This window comes from Serratia odorifera (assembly GCF_041448735.1).
In the GTDB taxonomy this organism is placed as follows: domain Bacteria; phylum Pseudomonadota; class Gammaproteobacteria; order Enterobacterales; family Enterobacteriaceae; genus Serratia_F; species Serratia_F odorifera.
Window position 1 is genome coordinate 166,865 of sequence record NZ_JBGMUT010000001.1, and the last position, 16,087, is coordinate 182,951.

At 54.6% G+C, this 16,087-nt stretch carries 13 protein-coding genes; 8 read left to right on the plus strand and 5 right to left on the minus strand.

The genetic code is table 11. The features are described 5' to 3' along the window. Positions 1 to 15: 15 nt before the first annotated feature. The 4 genes from ACCC84_RS00850 to ltnD are packed head-to-tail and all read right to left on the minus strand — an operon-like array spanning position 16 to position 3,621. Positions 16 to 792, minus strand: a complete 777-nt coding sequence (locus ACCC84_RS00850; protein ID WP_004965418.1) for an HPr family phosphocarrier protein — start codon at positions 790 to 792, stop codon at positions 16 to 18. A gap of 2 nt (positions 793 to 794) precedes the next feature. After that, entirely contained in the window at positions 795 to 1,445 is a 651-nt protein-coding gene (gene otnC / locus ACCC84_RS00855) for a 3-oxo-tetronate 4-phosphate decarboxylase (RefSeq protein WP_004965416.1), read from the minus strand. Continuing rightward, positions 1,442 to 2,707, minus strand: a complete 1,266-nt coding sequence (gene otnK, locus ACCC84_RS00860) for a 3-oxo-tetronate kinase (RefSeq protein WP_004965414.1) — start codon at positions 2,705 to 2,707, stop codon at positions 1,442 to 1,444. Before otnK ends, otnC begins: the two co-directional genes overlap by 4 nt. Further along, entirely contained in the window at positions 2,707 to 3,621 is a 915-nt protein-coding gene (ltnD, locus tag ACCC84_RS00865; protein WP_004965412.1) for an L-threonate dehydrogenase, read from the minus strand. The genes otnK and ltnD overlap by 1 nt, the downstream gene beginning before the upstream one ends. A gap of 282 nt (positions 3,622 to 3,903) precedes the next feature. Here ltnD and ygbI point away from each other — a divergent pair, with 282 nt between their 5' ends. The 8 genes from ygbI to ACCC84_RS00905 all read left to right on the plus strand — a co-directional run bounded on the left by ygbI (position 3,904) and on the right by ACCC84_RS00905 (position 13,666). Continuing rightward, a complete protein-coding gene (ygbI, locus tag ACCC84_RS00870) occupies positions 3,904 to 4,668 on the plus strand; it encodes a DNA-binding transcriptional repressor YgbI (protein WP_039992312.1) in 765 nt (254 codons plus the stop codon). Positions 4,669 to 5,153: 485 nt separating this feature from the next. Then, a complete protein-coding gene (locus ACCC84_RS00875; RefSeq protein ID WP_371901463.1) occupies positions 5,154 to 5,975 on the plus strand; it encodes a winged helix-turn-helix domain-containing protein in 822 nt (273 codons plus the stop codon). Positions 5,976 to 6,169: 194 nt separating this feature from the next. Continuing rightward, positions 6,170 to 6,742, plus strand: a complete 573-nt coding sequence (locus ACCC84_RS00880) for a helix-turn-helix transcriptional regulator (protein WP_050763135.1) — start codon at positions 6,170 to 6,172, stop codon at positions 6,740 to 6,742. Positions 6,743 to 7,429: 687 nt separating this feature from the next. Beyond that, positions 7,430 to 8,017, plus strand: a complete 588-nt coding sequence (gene ecpA, locus ACCC84_RS00885; RefSeq protein ID WP_088499628.1) for a common pilus major fimbrillin subunit EcpA — start codon at positions 7,430 to 7,432, stop codon at positions 8,015 to 8,017. Between the two features lie 82 nt (positions 8,018 to 8,099). Then, positions 8,100 to 8,768, plus strand: a complete 669-nt coding sequence (locus ACCC84_RS00890; protein ID WP_039992309.1) for an EcpB family pilus assembly chaperone — start codon at positions 8,100 to 8,102, stop codon at positions 8,766 to 8,768. 105 nt (positions 8,769 to 8,873) lie between these two features. Continuing rightward, complete coding sequence (locus ACCC84_RS00895; protein WP_273867993.1) at positions 8,874 to 11,369, plus strand: CS1-pili formation C-terminal domain-containing protein; 2,496 nt, start codon at positions 8,874 to 8,876, stop codon at positions 11,367 to 11,369. Next, the gene (gene ecpD, locus ACCC84_RS00900) at positions 11,359 to 12,993 is read left to right on the plus strand and encodes a fimbrial adhesin EcpD (RefSeq protein WP_004965397.1); all 1,635 of its coding nucleotides are present in this window, start codon (positions 11,359 to 11,361) and stop codon (positions 12,991 to 12,993) included. Before ACCC84_RS00895 ends, ecpD begins: the two co-directional genes overlap by 11 nt. 10 nt (positions 12,994 to 13,003) lie before the next feature. Next, positions 13,004 to 13,666 carry a fimbria/pilus periplasmic chaperone gene (locus ACCC84_RS00905; protein ID WP_039992308.1) on the plus strand — a complete coding sequence of 221 codons (663 nt, stop codon included), beginning with the start codon at positions 13,004 to 13,006 and terminating at the stop codon, positions 13,664 to 13,666. A 45-nt stretch (positions 13,667 to 13,711) separates the two neighbouring features. On the opposite strand, the gene ACCC84_RS00910 is transcribed toward ACCC84_RS00905, so the two are convergent. Beyond that, a complete protein-coding gene (locus tag ACCC84_RS00910; RefSeq protein ID WP_039992307.1) occupies positions 13,712 to 15,751 on the minus strand; it encodes a choline transporter in 2,040 nt (679 codons plus the stop codon). Positions 15,752 to 16,087 lie beyond the last annotated feature (336 nt).

A 16,087-nucleotide genomic window follows, 5' to 3' on the forward strand; every position in this document is an offset into this window, starting at 1 on the left:
TGGCGCGCTCGCCGATTATAAATAGGGGGTTACCCAGGCCAGCCCGGCGCGGGTTTCGCCGCGTGGCTTGTATTCACAACCGATCCAGCCCTGATAACCCTGCTGGTCCAACCGTTCGAACAGCCAGCCATAGTCCAGCTCGCCGCTGTCCGGCTCATGACGATCGGGCACCGAGGCGATTTGAATATGTCCGTAGCGACCCGCCAACGAGGCGATCAGCCCGCTGATGTTGCCGTCGACCAGTTGGGCATGGAAGAAATCGAACTGGATAAACACATTAGCGCGATCGATCTCCGCCTGCAGTGCCGCCGCCTGGTGTTGGCTGGAGAACAGATAGTTCGGCTTCACCTGTGGGCTGAGCGCTTCGATCATGACCTTGACGCCGTGTTTCGCATAGGTATCGGCCGCGTAGCGCAGGTTGTCGATAAAGGTATCGCGATAGCGCTGGGCGTCTTCGCCCGGCGGTACTACCCCGGCCATCACGTGCACGTTCGGGCAGTCGAGCGCCAGCGCATAGCTCAGCGCACGATCGATGTCGGCCCGCGCGTCCTGCTGGCGGCCCGGCAACGCCGCCAGCCCCCACTCGCCGGCACCGACATCGCCCGGCGCGGTGTTGAACAGTACCTGTTGCAGACCATGCTGGCGCAGTTTTTCCGCCAGCAGATCGGCCGGATAGTCATAGGGAAACAGGAACTCTACCGCGTTGAAACCGGCGTCCGCGGCGGCGGCGAAGCGATCCAGAAACGGCAGTTCGTTAAACATCATCGATAAGTTGGCAGCAAATTTAGGCATGATTAACTCCGTAACTCGGCAATTTCGTCATCGGTCAAATAACGGATCGGGCGGTCGCCAAGCGTGAAAATCAGCTTTGCCGCATCTTCCATTTCTTCGGTGTTGTCGGCTGCGGCGCGCAGATCCTTGCCGGTCACTACCGGGCCGTGGTTGGCCAGCAGGAAGGCGCGGTGCGTCGGGGCCAGTTTGGCCAGGTCGTGTGCCAGTCGCTCGTCGCCTGGGCGGTAATACGGGACTACCGGCACTTTGCCCACCCGCATTACCACGTACGGCGTAAACGGCTTGATGGCGTTCTCGGTATCCAGCCCCTGCAGACAGGACAGGGCGGTGAGATAGGTACAGTGCAGGTGCACTACCGCTTTGCATGCCGGGTTATTCAGATACAGCGCCCGGTGGAAGCTGATCTCTTTTGACGGTTTGTCGCCGGAAAGCCACTCGCCGCTCAGGCTGACTTTCGACAGGCGCTCGGCCTGCAGTTCCCCCAGACAGGAGCCGGTCGGCGTTGCCAACAGCGTACCGTCCGCCAGTAGCAGCGACAGGTTGCCGGCGGAGCCGGTGGCATAGCCGCGCTGGAAGAACGACGCGCCGAGACGCACCATCTCTTCACGCGAGCGTTGTTCGGCGGCGAGCAGTTGCTCAGTAGTCAACGTCATAGCGGAAACTCCGTTTGTGCCCTGGCAAAAAAGTTTTCATCGCCAAAATTGCCCGATTTCAGGGCCAGTGAGACCGGTTGTTCGATGGCGCGCACCCAGGGCACGCCGGGTGAAATGCATGGCCCAATGTGGAAACCGCGGATGGCCAGCGCCTGAGTCACCACGCCGGAGGTTTCACCACCGGCAACGATAAAGCGGCTGAATCCGGCCTGTTGCAGCTGTTTCACCAGTGCGGCGAACAGCGCTTCGACCGCATGACTGGCGGCGTCTACCCCATACTGGCGCTGGATTTGTTGCAGGGTGTCCGGTTCGGCGGTGGCGTACACCAGCGGGGCCAGCGCGTTGGTGTCGGCGTGTTGCTGTACCCAGGCACTTAATTCGCCAGCATAGGCCGCACGATCGTCGGCGGTGATACAGCGTGCCACATCAATGGCATGTGAGGCTGCCTGTTGACGATAGCAGGCGACCTGCCGGTTGGTCATGGTAGAACAGGATCCGGACAGTACCACCGCTTTGGCTCCCTGCGGTGCTCCGGCGGCCTGTGCCTTGCTGTGACCCGGTTGCGCCCATTGGCGCGCCAGGCCAATCGCCAGGCCGGAACCGCCGGTCACCAGTTTCATGTCTTTCAGCGCCTGGCCCTGTGTCAGCAGGTGCTGTTCGTTCAGGGCGTCCAGCACCGCATAGCGCACGTCCTGCTGCGCCAGCTGGCGCAGTTTGTCCTGAACCACCGTGGCACCGCGATCGATTTCGCTGGCGTTGACCAGGCCGCAGCGGCCTTCTGCCTGCGCTTCCATCAAACGCAGCAGGTTACTGTCGGTCATCGGCGTCACCGGGTGGTGGCGCATGCCGGATTCAGACAGCAACTGATCCATAACAAACAGATAGCCTTGATATACCGTGCGGCCGTTCACCGGCAGTGCAGGTGAAATCACCGTCTGGCTTTCGCCCAACGCGTTGAGCAGCGCGTCGGTAACCGGGCCGATATTGCCCTGCGTGGTACTGTCGAAGGTGGAGCAATATTTGAAATAGAATTGTTGGCAACCCTGGCGTTGCAGCCAGGCCAGCGCCTGTAGCGATTGTTCGACCGCCTGTTCCACTGGGCATGAACGTGACTTCAGGCCGATCACCACCGCCTGCGCGGCCAGCGGGCTGTCATCCTGCGGCACGCCGTTGAGCTGTACCGTCGGCAGACCGTTTTCCACCAGAAAACTGGCGATATCGGTGGCGCCGGTAAAATCGTCTGCAATAACCCCCAGCAACATTATGGCTGCTCCTTCTTCTGTGGCAGGTTAATGCCGGAGAAAATCTTGATCACTGCGCTATCGTCCTCTTTACCGTAGCCGGCATTGCTGGCGGAGGTAAACATATTGAAGGCGGTGGAGGCGAGCGGCAGCGGGAAATGCAACGCTTTGGCGGTATCGGCCACCAGTCCCAGATCCTTGACGAAGATGTCTACCGCCGATTTTGGCGTGTAGTCGCCGTCGACCACGTGGCGCATGCGGTTTTCAAACATCCAGGAATTGCCGGCCGCATTGGTGACCACGTCGTACATCACGTCCAGCGGGATACCGGCACGGGCGGCCAGCGCCATCGCTTCGGCGCCGGCGGCGATGTGCACGCCGGCCAGTAGCTGGTGGATAATCTTCACCGTAGCGCCGAGACCGATCTGTTCGCCGATGCGATACACCTTGCCGGCCACCGCATCCAGCACCGGTTGCAGTAGTGCAAACGCCTCCGTGCTGCCGGAGGCCATGACGGTCATTTCTCCAGCGGCCGCCTTGGCTGCGCCGCCGGACACCGGTGCATCCAGCATGAGCAGTCCCTGTGCCAGCAGCTGGCGCTCGATCTCCTGGGCATCGGCGGCGGAGATGGTTGAAGACACCATCACCGGCGTGCCGGGTTTCAGTCGCGCAGCCAGTCCGTTATCGCCAAACAGAATCTGTTTGACCTGCGCGGCATTCACCACCAGCAACACCACGGCGTTCAGGTCGCTGGCGAAGGCTTCTGCGCTGGTGGCGGCCTGTTTGGCGCCAGCCTGTTGCAGCGTCGCTAATGCCTGCGGGTTAAGATCGACACCGTAGGTGGACAAACCGGCCTTGACGCACGACTGTGCTGCGCCCATGCCCATTGATCCCAAACCGACGATGCAAACGGCGTAATCACCTGGCTGTGTCATAACTACCTCGTGTTAATTTTAGTGATAATTTGTTTTGTTGTGTTAAATATAAGCGTTTTTTTACGTCGTGTAGGTGATCGTCTTCACAATAATTAACAGTTAAATTTATCAGGGAATAGGGCAGAGTGTCACAAGGTGGATGATTTAACCTTTTGTTTTTAAATGTTATGTAATGAATGTTTTCATTGGGATGACGATCACGTGCTGATAAAGTGGAGCTGTGCCAGCACGAAAATTGACGTAAAATCACATTTATTATCACTAACGAGACGAGTGAAAGCCGTGATCCCTGTAGAACGTCATCAACAAATTCTGGCTCTGGTCGCTGAACGTGGCGTGGTCAGTATCGCAGAACTGACCGAACGGTTGGCGGTGTCGCATATGACCATCCGCCGGGATCTGCAGAAACTGGAAGAGCAGGGGGCGGTGGTAACGGTGTCCGGCGGTGTGCAGTCTGCAGAGCGGGTGGCGATTGAACCTTCCCATCAAGATAAAGAAGGCATGTCCAGCCAGCAGAAGGCGGCCATCGGCGCGCTGGCCGCGCGCCAGATCCCGCCCAACAGCTGTATTTATCTGGACGCAGGCACTACCACGCTGGCATTGGCCAGGCAGATTGGCGAACGTGATGATTTAACGGTGGTGACCAATGACTTTGTTATCGCCGGCTACCTGATAGAAACCAGCCAGTGCAAAATCATTCACACCGGCGGTACGGTATGTCGCGAGAACCGTTCCTGCGTTGGAGCCGCCGCCGCTCAGGCGTTACGCAATCTGTTCATCGATCTGGCCTTTATTTCCGCTTCGTCATGGAGCATGCGCGGCCTGTCAACGCCAAACGAAGACAAGGTGATGGTCAAGCAGGCGATTATCGACGCCAGCCGACGCCGGGTACTGTTAAGCGACAGCTCAAAGTATGGCAAGGTGGCAACCTATCTGGCGTTGCCGATCGGCGTCTTTGATACCATTATTACTGACGTCCATTTGCCGGAAAGCGCGCGCGACGCAATCTTGCAGGCAAATATCGCGCTGATGATCGCGGGAGAGTAAAAGCCCCTTTGTCGGGGTAGAACGAAGCGGGTTAGTTTCGTTTTACCCCTAATTTGTTACCGCTGGCGGTGAGCGGGTTACCATGCCGCTCAGACAACGGCATTTGCATACGGCGATTTTAATCCGATATGTAGATTTATTTATCGTTTTATGTAAATGATTTTGGCATTAAAAGAAACTGATAAGTGCACTCTATAAGAATTTAAATCGTAAAATAACCTTATCGGCAAAATAAAAAACTAACTTTATCTAAATTTAAAATTAATTATATCAATAAGCCTCGGGTTTGTATAACCTTGAATTAATACCTATGAGAATTTTCCTATACCAACGAAAGTCTTTGGGTGGAGCGCTATGGGGATGGCGGCTAATTAATTGATTTAAATCAAAATTAGATAATTATTATAATTTAATTAACTTTTTTAGGCATTGATTAATGTTTTTAAAACATACAACGCCCATCGCCAGATACAACAGTGGATACCATGAAATATAGAATCAATGGACATGTTCTTTTTGATGCAGACAGCGGAAGCCTGAGTTTAATGGATTTTTCTGATGATCCTCTTGCCGTTTCCAATCCCACTAAACGCCTGTTGTTGCTATTGATTATCAATCATGGGGAACCGGTTAGCCGTGAAGTGATATTTCGTAAGGTGTGGGATGATTACGGCATGGTATCAAGTAATAATAATCTCAATCAGTGTGTCAGTAAATTACGTCGCATACTCAAGACATTGGGGATTGATGACGAGGTGATTATTACCGTACCAAAGGTTGGATTTATGCTTAGCCGCGATATAGCAATCGAATGCGCGGATGAGCCGTCCACCACATCGGCGATAAGCGAAGAAGACATTATCGCCGCCGCGGTGTCGGATCGGTTGCCCACGGTGGAAGCGCGCGTGGCACCCCCACGGAAGAAAAGGCGGCCGTGGCGCCGTTGGGCGGCGATCGGCGTTGCCCTGGTGCTGCTGATCGCTCTGGCAGTCGGCATGACCATTTACTTCACCAGTTACGGCAGTAACCAGGAACGGTTTATCGGTGCGACCGATCGCTGCAAGGTATTTATGTCGACCTCCGGCTTGGCTTTTACCGCTCAGGGCTCTTTTAATCGCGATATTTTATCGTATGCCAACACCAAGCCCGGCAATTGTAATGCCGATGAGTATATTTTGGCGGTACGCAGTAATCAGGTTCATACCTACATATCGGGCATATCTCGCCTGTTTCTTCTGAAGTGCAAAATATTACGCGAATATCGCGTGGAGGTCTGTTATGGCCTGCAAGATGAACAATTTCACTGAATGGGTAAAACATTTAAATCTGGGACGTGTGTTGACGTATGGCTAAAGTTCAGGCGTGATGCCGAACAATAAAGCCGCGACGCCAACCGGTGCCATTCTGCAAGGATGATATCGCAATGGAACCTATGCAAATAAAGATGGAAGCAGGTAATTTTATATTTTATGACCCGGTTTCCTGGGTTCATGAGGGATTAATGGTGCTGTTACAGCCCAGCATTATTGGTTTATACCAAGCGGTAGCCTTTAATCAGATCACCGCGGCTCTGGAAATGCAGCCACGTCAAACGGTGATTATGGAGCTTTACGGTGTCAACGAACGGGTGATCGACGGCGTACGTTTTATATTGGAAGCAAAAAATCTGTGGCCGGAAACCGCCTGGGTAGTATTTACCGATATAGAAAATTACAGCGTGTTGCATCTATTGGCATCGATACCGCAGATAGCGCTCGTATCAAAACGCGATGGCATGGCGTTATTACTGACCGGTATCGAATCCGCCCGTGCCGGGCAGGGTTATCAAAGCCCGTGCATTGCACAAACGCTGCTGCGCCACCCTTGTCCTGCACCGGTGAAAGGGCTTTCCGGCAGCGAATGGCGCATCATGGCGATGATGGTCGCTGGCCTGACCCCGCAACGCATCGCCATCAGCACGCGGTTGGCGTATAAGACGGTCAGCAGCCATAAACGCAATATCTTGAACAAATTGTGTTCGACGCGGACCGGTTTTATCAAGATGTTACTGACACTGCGTAAACGTGCCATATAACTCCCTCCTTTGCTGATTCCGATCGGTACGTTTTGAATGCCGGATGCGCTATCCGGCATTTTGCTGCTGCGGCATAAAATCGCTCCCCCCGCCGAAGCGCAGCAGACAACCGATACCAGGCCATCAATGCTGAGCATCTCTCAGACTATTCCCTGTCGTTAGCCCCTGGTGCCTATGCATAAACCCGGCCATCCGGCAAATGTGCACAGTCTTGCCTGCCGTTGCCCTGATGACACGTCGGCTGGATGTGGGGTGTGCCGCTATAGGGCACGCGTAGCCATGCTGAAGATAAGGTCCACGGTCCGATAACTTACCGCGCGGCATGGTGTGCAGTGCGGGACATGATCCCTTGCAACGAGCGTGGTTAATTGCTGCTTGGTAGGCAAAATCTCAAGGGGCTTGTTCTGCTTTGAATCTCTCGGTTTGTATTTTATACCTTAAATTACATTTATTTATATTAAAAATAGAATTAATTACTAAATTTTTGACTTTTAATAGTTAATGATTCTTTTGGATTGGTTTGGCGTTAAGATTTTTCCTGTCATTCGTCGACATCATCGTTTTGGCGGATATCGCCGGGAGAGATGTCCCGCTGGCAGCTGGCTTGCCAGAGCAAAGTGGAGATGACACAGCACGTCACGTCAAAGGACGAAAGAGAACGCATTCAACATTTAAGGGAGTTTTACCATGAAAAAAATGACACTGGCATTGGCTATCGTTTCTGCATTTGTCGCGGTGAACGCCGCTCAAGCTGCCGACGTTACCGCGCAGGCCTTGGCAACCTGGTCGGCAACCGCCAAGAAAGACACCAGCAGCAAACTGGTAGTAACGCCGATTGGCAGTCTGACTTTCCAGTACGCGGAAGGCATCAAGGGTTTTAACAGCCAGAAAGGCCTGTTCGACGTCACGGTAGAAGGTGATGCCACGGCGACGGCGTTCAAACTGACTTCCAAGCTGGTTTCCAACACGCTGACGCAGCTCGACACCTCTGGCTCGACGTTGGATGTGGGCGTGAACTATAACGGTACCGAGGTAGTGAAAACGGCAGAAACCACCATGATTGATACCGCCAACGGTATTCTGGGCGGCAACCTGAGCGCGCTGTCAAACGGCTATAACGTGGCCAGCCGTAGTAGTGCACAGGATCAGTTCACCTTCAGCATTATTGGCGCAACTACCGATGGCACCACGGCAGTTACCGATTACTCCACGCTGCCAGAAGGGATCTGGAGCGGTGACGTCAGCGTCGAGTTCAACGCCACCTGGACTATCTAATCCGCTGAGCTTTTGAATTTTGCAGGGGGGAACTTCCCCCTGCTTATTCACGTTGTTGATGACTGCCATCTGGAATAGCGCCATGAAACGATTCCATCTTGCCCTTTATCTGCTGCTTCCCCTGAGCCCGGCCGCCTTTGCCCTCGACGTTGGGGAAATCAGCGCCTTTATGCACAGCGACCAGGCACGCCTGACGAAAGAAATTAAAAATACTACCGACAGCGGTCGTCTGGTGAATATCAACGTTGAACGCATTACCAACCCGTTGGAATCCGGCCAGGTGATGGCAATGGAGTCGAAAGACGAAATGCTGCTGTCGCCGGCCAGCGTGATGCTGCCAGCCAACGCCCGCGAGGTGATCCGTTTTTATTACAACGGGCCGAGCGATGCCCAGGAGCGTTATTACCGCATTGTCTGGTTCGATCAGGCCTTGAGCGATGCAGAAGAAAATAACGCCAGGCGCAATGCCGTGGCGACCACTTCTGCGCGTATCGGCACCATTTTAGTGGTAGCGCCGCGCCAGGACCGCTTCGACTACCAGTTTACCAACGGAAAAATCAAAAATACCGGCAATGCCACCTTCAAGGTGGTGGCCTATGGCACCTGCCGGACCAACAAAACCCCCGAAGGGTGCAAGGAAAACTATTTCGTGATGCCCGGTAGAGAAAAGGCCTTTAGCCGGGTTGACGTCAATGACAAGAAAGGCCGAGTGGCCCTGTGGCACGGTGAGCGATTTATTCCGGTGAAATAAGCGTCGACACCCGATGTGCAATGACCAAGGAAGGGGCGCCATGACAATGGAACAAGGGAGGCCGATGTGAAAAGGACTCTGCGTAAGGTATTGACCCACTCGTTGATGGTGACTGGCGCGGTGATGATTCCTGTTGCGCTTTTACCGGCACAAACGGCGATGGCAGCAGGGTTGACGCAAATTGATGGCGTGCTGATACCGCAGGCTTTCAGCCAGGCATTGCGCGAAGGCATGAGTATCCCGTTATTGCTGCACTATGAGAAAAATAAAGGCATCAAAGACGATCAGCGTATCGGCCATGCGTTGCTGTTTCTCGACGCGCAAGGGGTGAAAATACGCCAAATAACGCTGGAAGATAATGAGGGCGGCGCCCGTCTGACCGAAGATACCATCCGGCAGATTGAGGCGCTGAATAACGTCGGCTTTAACCCGCAGCAACGTATTGAGCTGACGGAAAACGCCTGGCTGGCGTTGAATTTCCGTCAGCTCAATCTGCAACTGGTGGTAAAAGAATCGGCGATTGGCACGGTGTTGCGCGCGCGTTCCAATGATATTGGCGCGTCCAGCGTCGATACCCTCAGCAGCACGCTCAATTACGATCTGGGAATTTATGATTACCGCGCCAAGGCCAGTGAAGGCAATACCTCGAGCTACCTTTCGCTAAACAGCGTGACGGCGTTGCGTGAGCATCATGTCGAGTTGAACGGTTCGCTGTATGGCATTGGCAGCAATAATCAGGATGTCACCTGGTACAAGGCGATGTACGAGCGTGATTTTGCCGGCCGGCGCTTTGCCGTCGGTATGCTCGATAGCTGGAACCTGCAGTCGCTTGGGCCGGTTACCGCGCTTAACGCCAGTAAGATATACGGTTTTTCCTATGGCAACCGCGCCAGTTCCACCGTGTTTGACAATTCGCAGTCGCTGACGCCGATCGTGGTGTTTTTCCCCTCGGCCGGCGAAGTGCATTTGTCTCGTGATGGACGCTTGCTCAGCGTACAGAACTTCACCATGGGTAACCACGAAGTGGATACCGCGAATCTGCCGTACGGCATTTATGACGTGGAGGTATCGGTAGTGGTGAATGGCAAGGTGGTCAACCGGCATCGGCAGCGCGTCAATAAGCTGTACAGCCCCGATCGCGGCGCCAATGCCGCGTTATCCTGGCAGGTTTGGGGCGGGATGATCCGCATGGATCGCTGGCGGCGGCAAGACGACCATGACATTGCTGCCAAAGATGCCTATCTGGCGGGGATATCCGCCACCGGCAACCTGCAAACGCTCAACTGGGCGCTGTCCGGCTATTCGTTTGACGGCAATTCGGTTGGCGAGGGGCGTTTCTCGCTTCCCTTGACCGAGTCTATCCAGTTTACCCTGCAAAACATGGCGGCATCGGACAGTTCATGGAGTCTGGTGAACAGCCTCAGCGCATCGCTGCCGGGCGGCTTCAGCTCGATCTGGCTGAATCAGGAGAAAACCCGCATTGGCAGCAGGCTGTTGCAAAGCGATGCGGAAAACCGTGCGATTGGCGGCACGCTCAACTTTGGTGCGTTAACCCCCAAACTGGGTACCTTGAGCGTCAGCTATAACGACGATGTCAAAAACGATACGCGTTACTATAACGTTGATTTTTACCAAAATGTTTTTACCGGACGCTATGGCACGCTCGGCGTGCGCGCCGGCGTTCAGCGTTACAATAACGGCCGCTCAGGCTCCGATACCGGTAAATATATTGCCTTGGACTTCTCATTGCCGCTGGGGAACTGGTTCAGCGCCGGCATTTCCAATCAGAACGGTTATACCACCGCTAACCTTGCCGCACGTAAAGAGCTGCAGGATGGGCCAATTCGTACCGTTGGTGCCAACCTGTCACGGGCCATTTCCGGTGACACCCAGGGTGACAGTAGCTTGAATGGCGGCGGCTATGTCCGCTTCGATACCAAATATTCCACCGGGACGGTCAACGTCAGCAGTTCCGCCGACGGTTATGTCAATACCAGCCTGAGCGCGAATGGCAGCCTGGGCTGGCAGGGGAAAAACATTGCCGCCAGCGGCCGCAATGAGGGCAACGCCGGCATCATCTTCAATACCGGCATCGAAAACGATGGGCTGCTGGCGGCGCGCGTCGATGGGCGCGTGGTCAAGCTGAGCGGCAACAAAAACTATCTGCCGCTGTCCCCCTACGGCCAATATGACATTGAACTGATGAACAACAAGAACTCGGCAGAAAGCTTCGACATTATCACCAAACGCAAGAGCCGACTGACGTTGTACCCGGGCAACGTGGCGGTCATTACGCCCGAAATAAAGCAGATGGTGACGGTGTTTGGCCGCATCAAGGCGGAGGACGGTACGCTGCTGACCCATGCCGATATCAAGAATCACATCGGCCGCACGCGCACCGACGACAAGGGCGAATTCGTGATGGACGTCGACAAGAAATTCCCGGTGATCGACTTTGAGCACGGTGAAAACCAGCGCTGCGAGGTGGATTTGGACCTGAGCAAGGCACGCGGGGCGATTTGGGTCGGTGACGTGGTGTGCGTCGGGTTGAAAACCTATGCCGATCGTCAGCTGACAGGAGAAAAGAATAATGAGAGTTGATAAGGTGCTATTGGCTCTGGCATTGCTTGCCCCGGCGGCGCAGGCGGCGGTCAGCGTCACCACCTGGGCGGATGCGACAGCGACCAAGTTTGCCTTTGTCGAGAACAATGCCGACGATAACTATTTTGTCACGCCCGCCGGCGCGCTGGATCCACGCATGACCGGCGCCAATCAGTGGACCGGGCTGAAATACGGCGGATCGGGCACCATTTACCAGCAAAGTCTGGGCTATGTGGACAACGGCTATAACACCGGTTTGGTGGCCAATTACCGTTTTGATATGTGGCTGGAAAATGCGCCGATTAAAAATCCGTTCCTTGGCCTGCGCTGCATCAACTGGTACGGCGGGTGCAATATGGACACCAGCCTGATCCTGCCGCAAACCACCGATGAAAAAGGCTTTTATGCGGTGACGGTGCCCAGCGGTGGGCAAAAATGGATGCATGGCATGATGTCGCCGAGTTTTTACCAATACTTGAAACAGATGGCGCCAGGCGACAGTTTCAGCATGCAGATTAACGGCTGCCAGACTTCCGCCGCCTATGATGCGGCAGCCGGCGGCCGCTGCCAGGATCAGGCCAGCGGTAACTGGTACAAACGCAAGGTAACGCACATCAAGGCGGCGCACCTGCGTTTTATCAACACCAATGCGGTGTCGGAAGTGTTCGTCAACAGCGACGGTGTGCCGATCATCGGTGAAGGCAATGCCGACTGTAAGAACCAGAGCGTCGGTACCCGCTCCGGCATTATGTGCAAGATGGTCAGCTATGACCTCCAGACCGACGGCAGCGTCAGTAACACCTCGATTCACATTTTCCCGGCGATCAACAATGCCCCGCTGAATTCCGCGGTGGCGGCGGCCGATCTGCAGTTCAGCCTCGACGGCAACGGCTGGAAGTCGACCTCCGGCATCGCCAACTACTACAATTTTAACGACTTGAAGAGCAGTAACGCCATTTACGTCTTTTTCTCGAGTAACTTCTTCAAGCAGATGGTGCGGCTGGGGATTTCCGACAGCGGCACGCGAGATTTGATCAATTTCCGTTTCCAGAACACCAGCTCGGCGGAATCCGGCTGGTACGAATTTTCTACCTCTAACCAATTGATCATCAAGCCGCGTGATTTCAGCATCAGTATCATTTCTGATGACTATGAAAATAATCCGCATCGTGAAGGTTATGTTGGCCCGACGGAGCCGGCGCTGGCGTTTGATTATATTGTCACCACCAGCGGTAAAACCTCAGCCGACAGCGTGCGGATGATGGCCACCGGCCCAACCCAGGCGCTCAACGGCATCAATTACTGCATTTTTTCTTCGCCGGATAATTCTGCGCGGGTACCTTTTCCGGCGCAACTGAGCATTCGTACCAGCACCGGCGGTCAACAGGTGTTCGATGCCGGTTGTGACGGTCAGTGGCATGACATCACCAATGCGTTGTGGAGCAGCACGCCATGGAATGATATTTCCGGCGACGTCGGGGTAATGAATAAAACCAACGTCAGGTTTACCCTGCCGATGAACGATCCGATCTCGTTGAAAACGGTGGAGGGCAATGGCTGGTACGGCAATGTCAGTGCGGCGGGCGAGATCCACGTGGAAGCAACCTGGCGTAATATCAACTAGGAGAGGGATGATGAAGGGATTGTTGCCGTGGCTGTTGTTATTGCCCTTTTCCGTCAGCGCCATCAATGTCGGAACCCTGACGTTTGCCATGGATCAACACCAGACGTTTGTCTCCAAGCGGGTGCTGAATAACAACAAAAGCGCGCGCATCTACCAGGTTGCCATTCGCGCCGTCGATCGACCCGGCGAACAGGAAGTGCGTAGCCGGCCGGCCGACGGTGAAATGCTGTATGCGCCAAAACAGCTGATGCTGCAAGCCGGACAGGACGAATACTACAAGTTTTTCTATCATGGCCCGCAAGACAACCGCGAACGTTACTATCGCATTTCGTTTCGTGAAATACCTGCCAGTTACTTTGATGTGTCGCAACGCAGTCGCAACGGTGCCAGACTGGAGCCGGTGGTGGTGATGGACACCATTCTGGTGGTACGTCCGCGCAAGATAAACTTCGCCTATCAGCTTGATAAAACAGGTGGTTCTCTGAGCAATACCGGCAATACCTACTTCAAACTGTTGATTAAACCGGGCTGTGACAGTAGCGATGAAGACGGTCGCAGTTATTATTTGCGGCCGGGGGACCGGCTGACGGAAAAGACGCTGAGCTTGCGTGGGCAGAAATTTATTATCTATAACGACAGGTTTATCAATATCGATCGCAGTTGCGAGCAGTGACGGGGGAAAGCGGGGAGAGCGTCGGTTGCTCCCCCGCCATCGGGGTTACATATCCGGGAAGGTCAGGGTATTACCCGGCGCTTCACGATGAATATGCAGGAAATTCAGGTGTTTTTCATATTGGTCAAGAATATCGCCAATCACCTGTTCTTTGCTGTAGTCCATCAGGTCGTTACCTTGGGTGCCTTCCATCAGGAAGGTTTCCAGCCGGTAATAGTGTGATTTACCGGAACGGGCGCGGTAGGTGAAGCCCGGCACCGAATAACGCTGCGGCCAGATCTGGTAGACAAAGTTCTGTTCTTCGCCCAGACGCACCAGTAATTCCAGATGCGGCAAACGCTCTTCTTCGCTGGGTGGAACCTCGGTAAAATCGACCTTGGCGCCGCGCAGTTCCAGCTCACGCGCCACCTCCTGCATCGCCGGGCGGCACACCAGATCGAGCATTTTCTGGGTGTATTTGGTGCCCGGGTAGTTCATCACCCGCGACAGGCGCTGTTTCCAGTTCAGCACATCGTTGCTGGATACCGGCGTTGGCGCCGACGTGTTCAGCGCACCGGCCTTGCGGTAATCCTCGACCCGCAGCGATTTGTACAAACCGGCCATCACAAAGAAAATCACGAAGCTGAACGGCAACCCCATGATCACCGTGGCGTTTTGCAGTGCCGACACGCCGTTGGTCATCAGCATGCCGATGGTCAACAGACCGATGGCAATCGACCAGAAGATGCGCAGCCAGTTCGGCGCATCGTTGTTGATGTCGGCCAGGCGCGAGGTAAAGTTGCCCAGCACCAGCGAGCCGGAGTCGGCGGAGGTGACGTAAAATAGCAGACCGGTAATGGTCGCCACCGACGCGCTGAAGGTAAAGGCCGGGTACTGTGCCAGCAGGCTGTAGAAGCCACGCTCAGGGTACTGCATCACTTCCTGCGCAAAGCCGATATTGCCGTGAATCACCTGGTACAGCGCGCTGTTGCCGAAGATAGACAGCCACAGCAGGGTGAACACAAACGGAATAATCAGCGTGCCGACCACGAACTGACGGATGGTGCGCCCACGTGAAATACGCGCCAGGAACAGCCCGACAAACGGCGACCAGGCAACCCACCAGGCCCAGAAGAACAGCGTCCAGTTGTTCATCCACTCGACCGGACGATCGAAGGCGAAGCTGTTGAGCGTCATGCCCATAAAGCGATTGATGTAATCACCGACGTTCAGTACCAGCGCGTTCAGCAGGAATTCGGTATTGCCGAAGAACAGCACAAACGCCATCAACCCCACCGCCAGCCAGACGTTCAACTCAGACAAGATACGAATGCCCTTGTTGACCCCGGAGGTGACGGAAATGGTCGCCATCACTACCGACAGCAGGATCAGCGCCGCCTGAACCGTCAGGTTCTCCGGCAGATGGAACAGCACCTTGAGACCATAGTTCAACTGCACTACGCCAATGCCCAGGGTGGTGGCGATACCGAAAATGGTGCCAACTACCGCGGCAATATCCACGCTGTGGCCAATCGGCCCGTTAATGCGTTTACCAAAGATCGGGTACAGCGCCGAACGAATGGTCAACGGCAGGTTGTAGCGATAGCTGAAGTATCCCAGCGCGATGCCCATCAGCGCGTACATTGACCAACCGGTCAGGCCATAGTGGAACAGCGTCCACACCATGGCCTGGCGCGCGGCTTCCAGCGTCTGGCCCTGGCCTTCCGGCGGCATCATGTATTGGGTGATCGGTTCAGCGACCGAAAAGAACATCAGATCGATGCCGATGCCGGCGGCAAACAGCATGGCGGCCCAGCTTAACAGGCTGAATTCCGGTTTGGACTGTTCTGGCCCCAGCTTGATCGAACCGAAGCGAGAGGCGGCAATGAACACCACAAATACGATATACAACGTCGCGGCCAGCAGGTAATACCAGCCAAAGGTGGTTGAAACCCAATTGAGCGTCCGGGTAAGCCATTGACCGGAGAAGTCGGTGAAAAATATCGTCATCAGCGAGAAGGCCAGTATCAGCCCTGCCGAGGTAAAGAAAACCACCGGATTTAGTCGATCCTGTAGCGGTTTTGAGGAGGTTTCGCGTGTTGTCATCGTCTTCCTCTGGTTTTTAACAACTGAGTAAAATCGAGCACCTGCCGAACAGCCGACAGGGCGCGGTCGACAGACCCGCGGCAATCATTACTTTTTCTTGCCAAATATTGCCGAAGGTGCCGTTAACGCAGCCAGCCAGCACTGCGAGGTGGGAACCGCTTACAGCCACTGATTTTGGTCAGATTCGTTAAATACCTCACAAAAATCAGCCAGTTCCACAACCGAAAAGTACATTTTTGTAACCAAGCGGCAATAAAATATATGCAATTTTTATTGAACGTTCAATCAAAAAAAAGTTTAATAGTTAACGTTAAGACCTGTTTTGAGAGTCGGAGC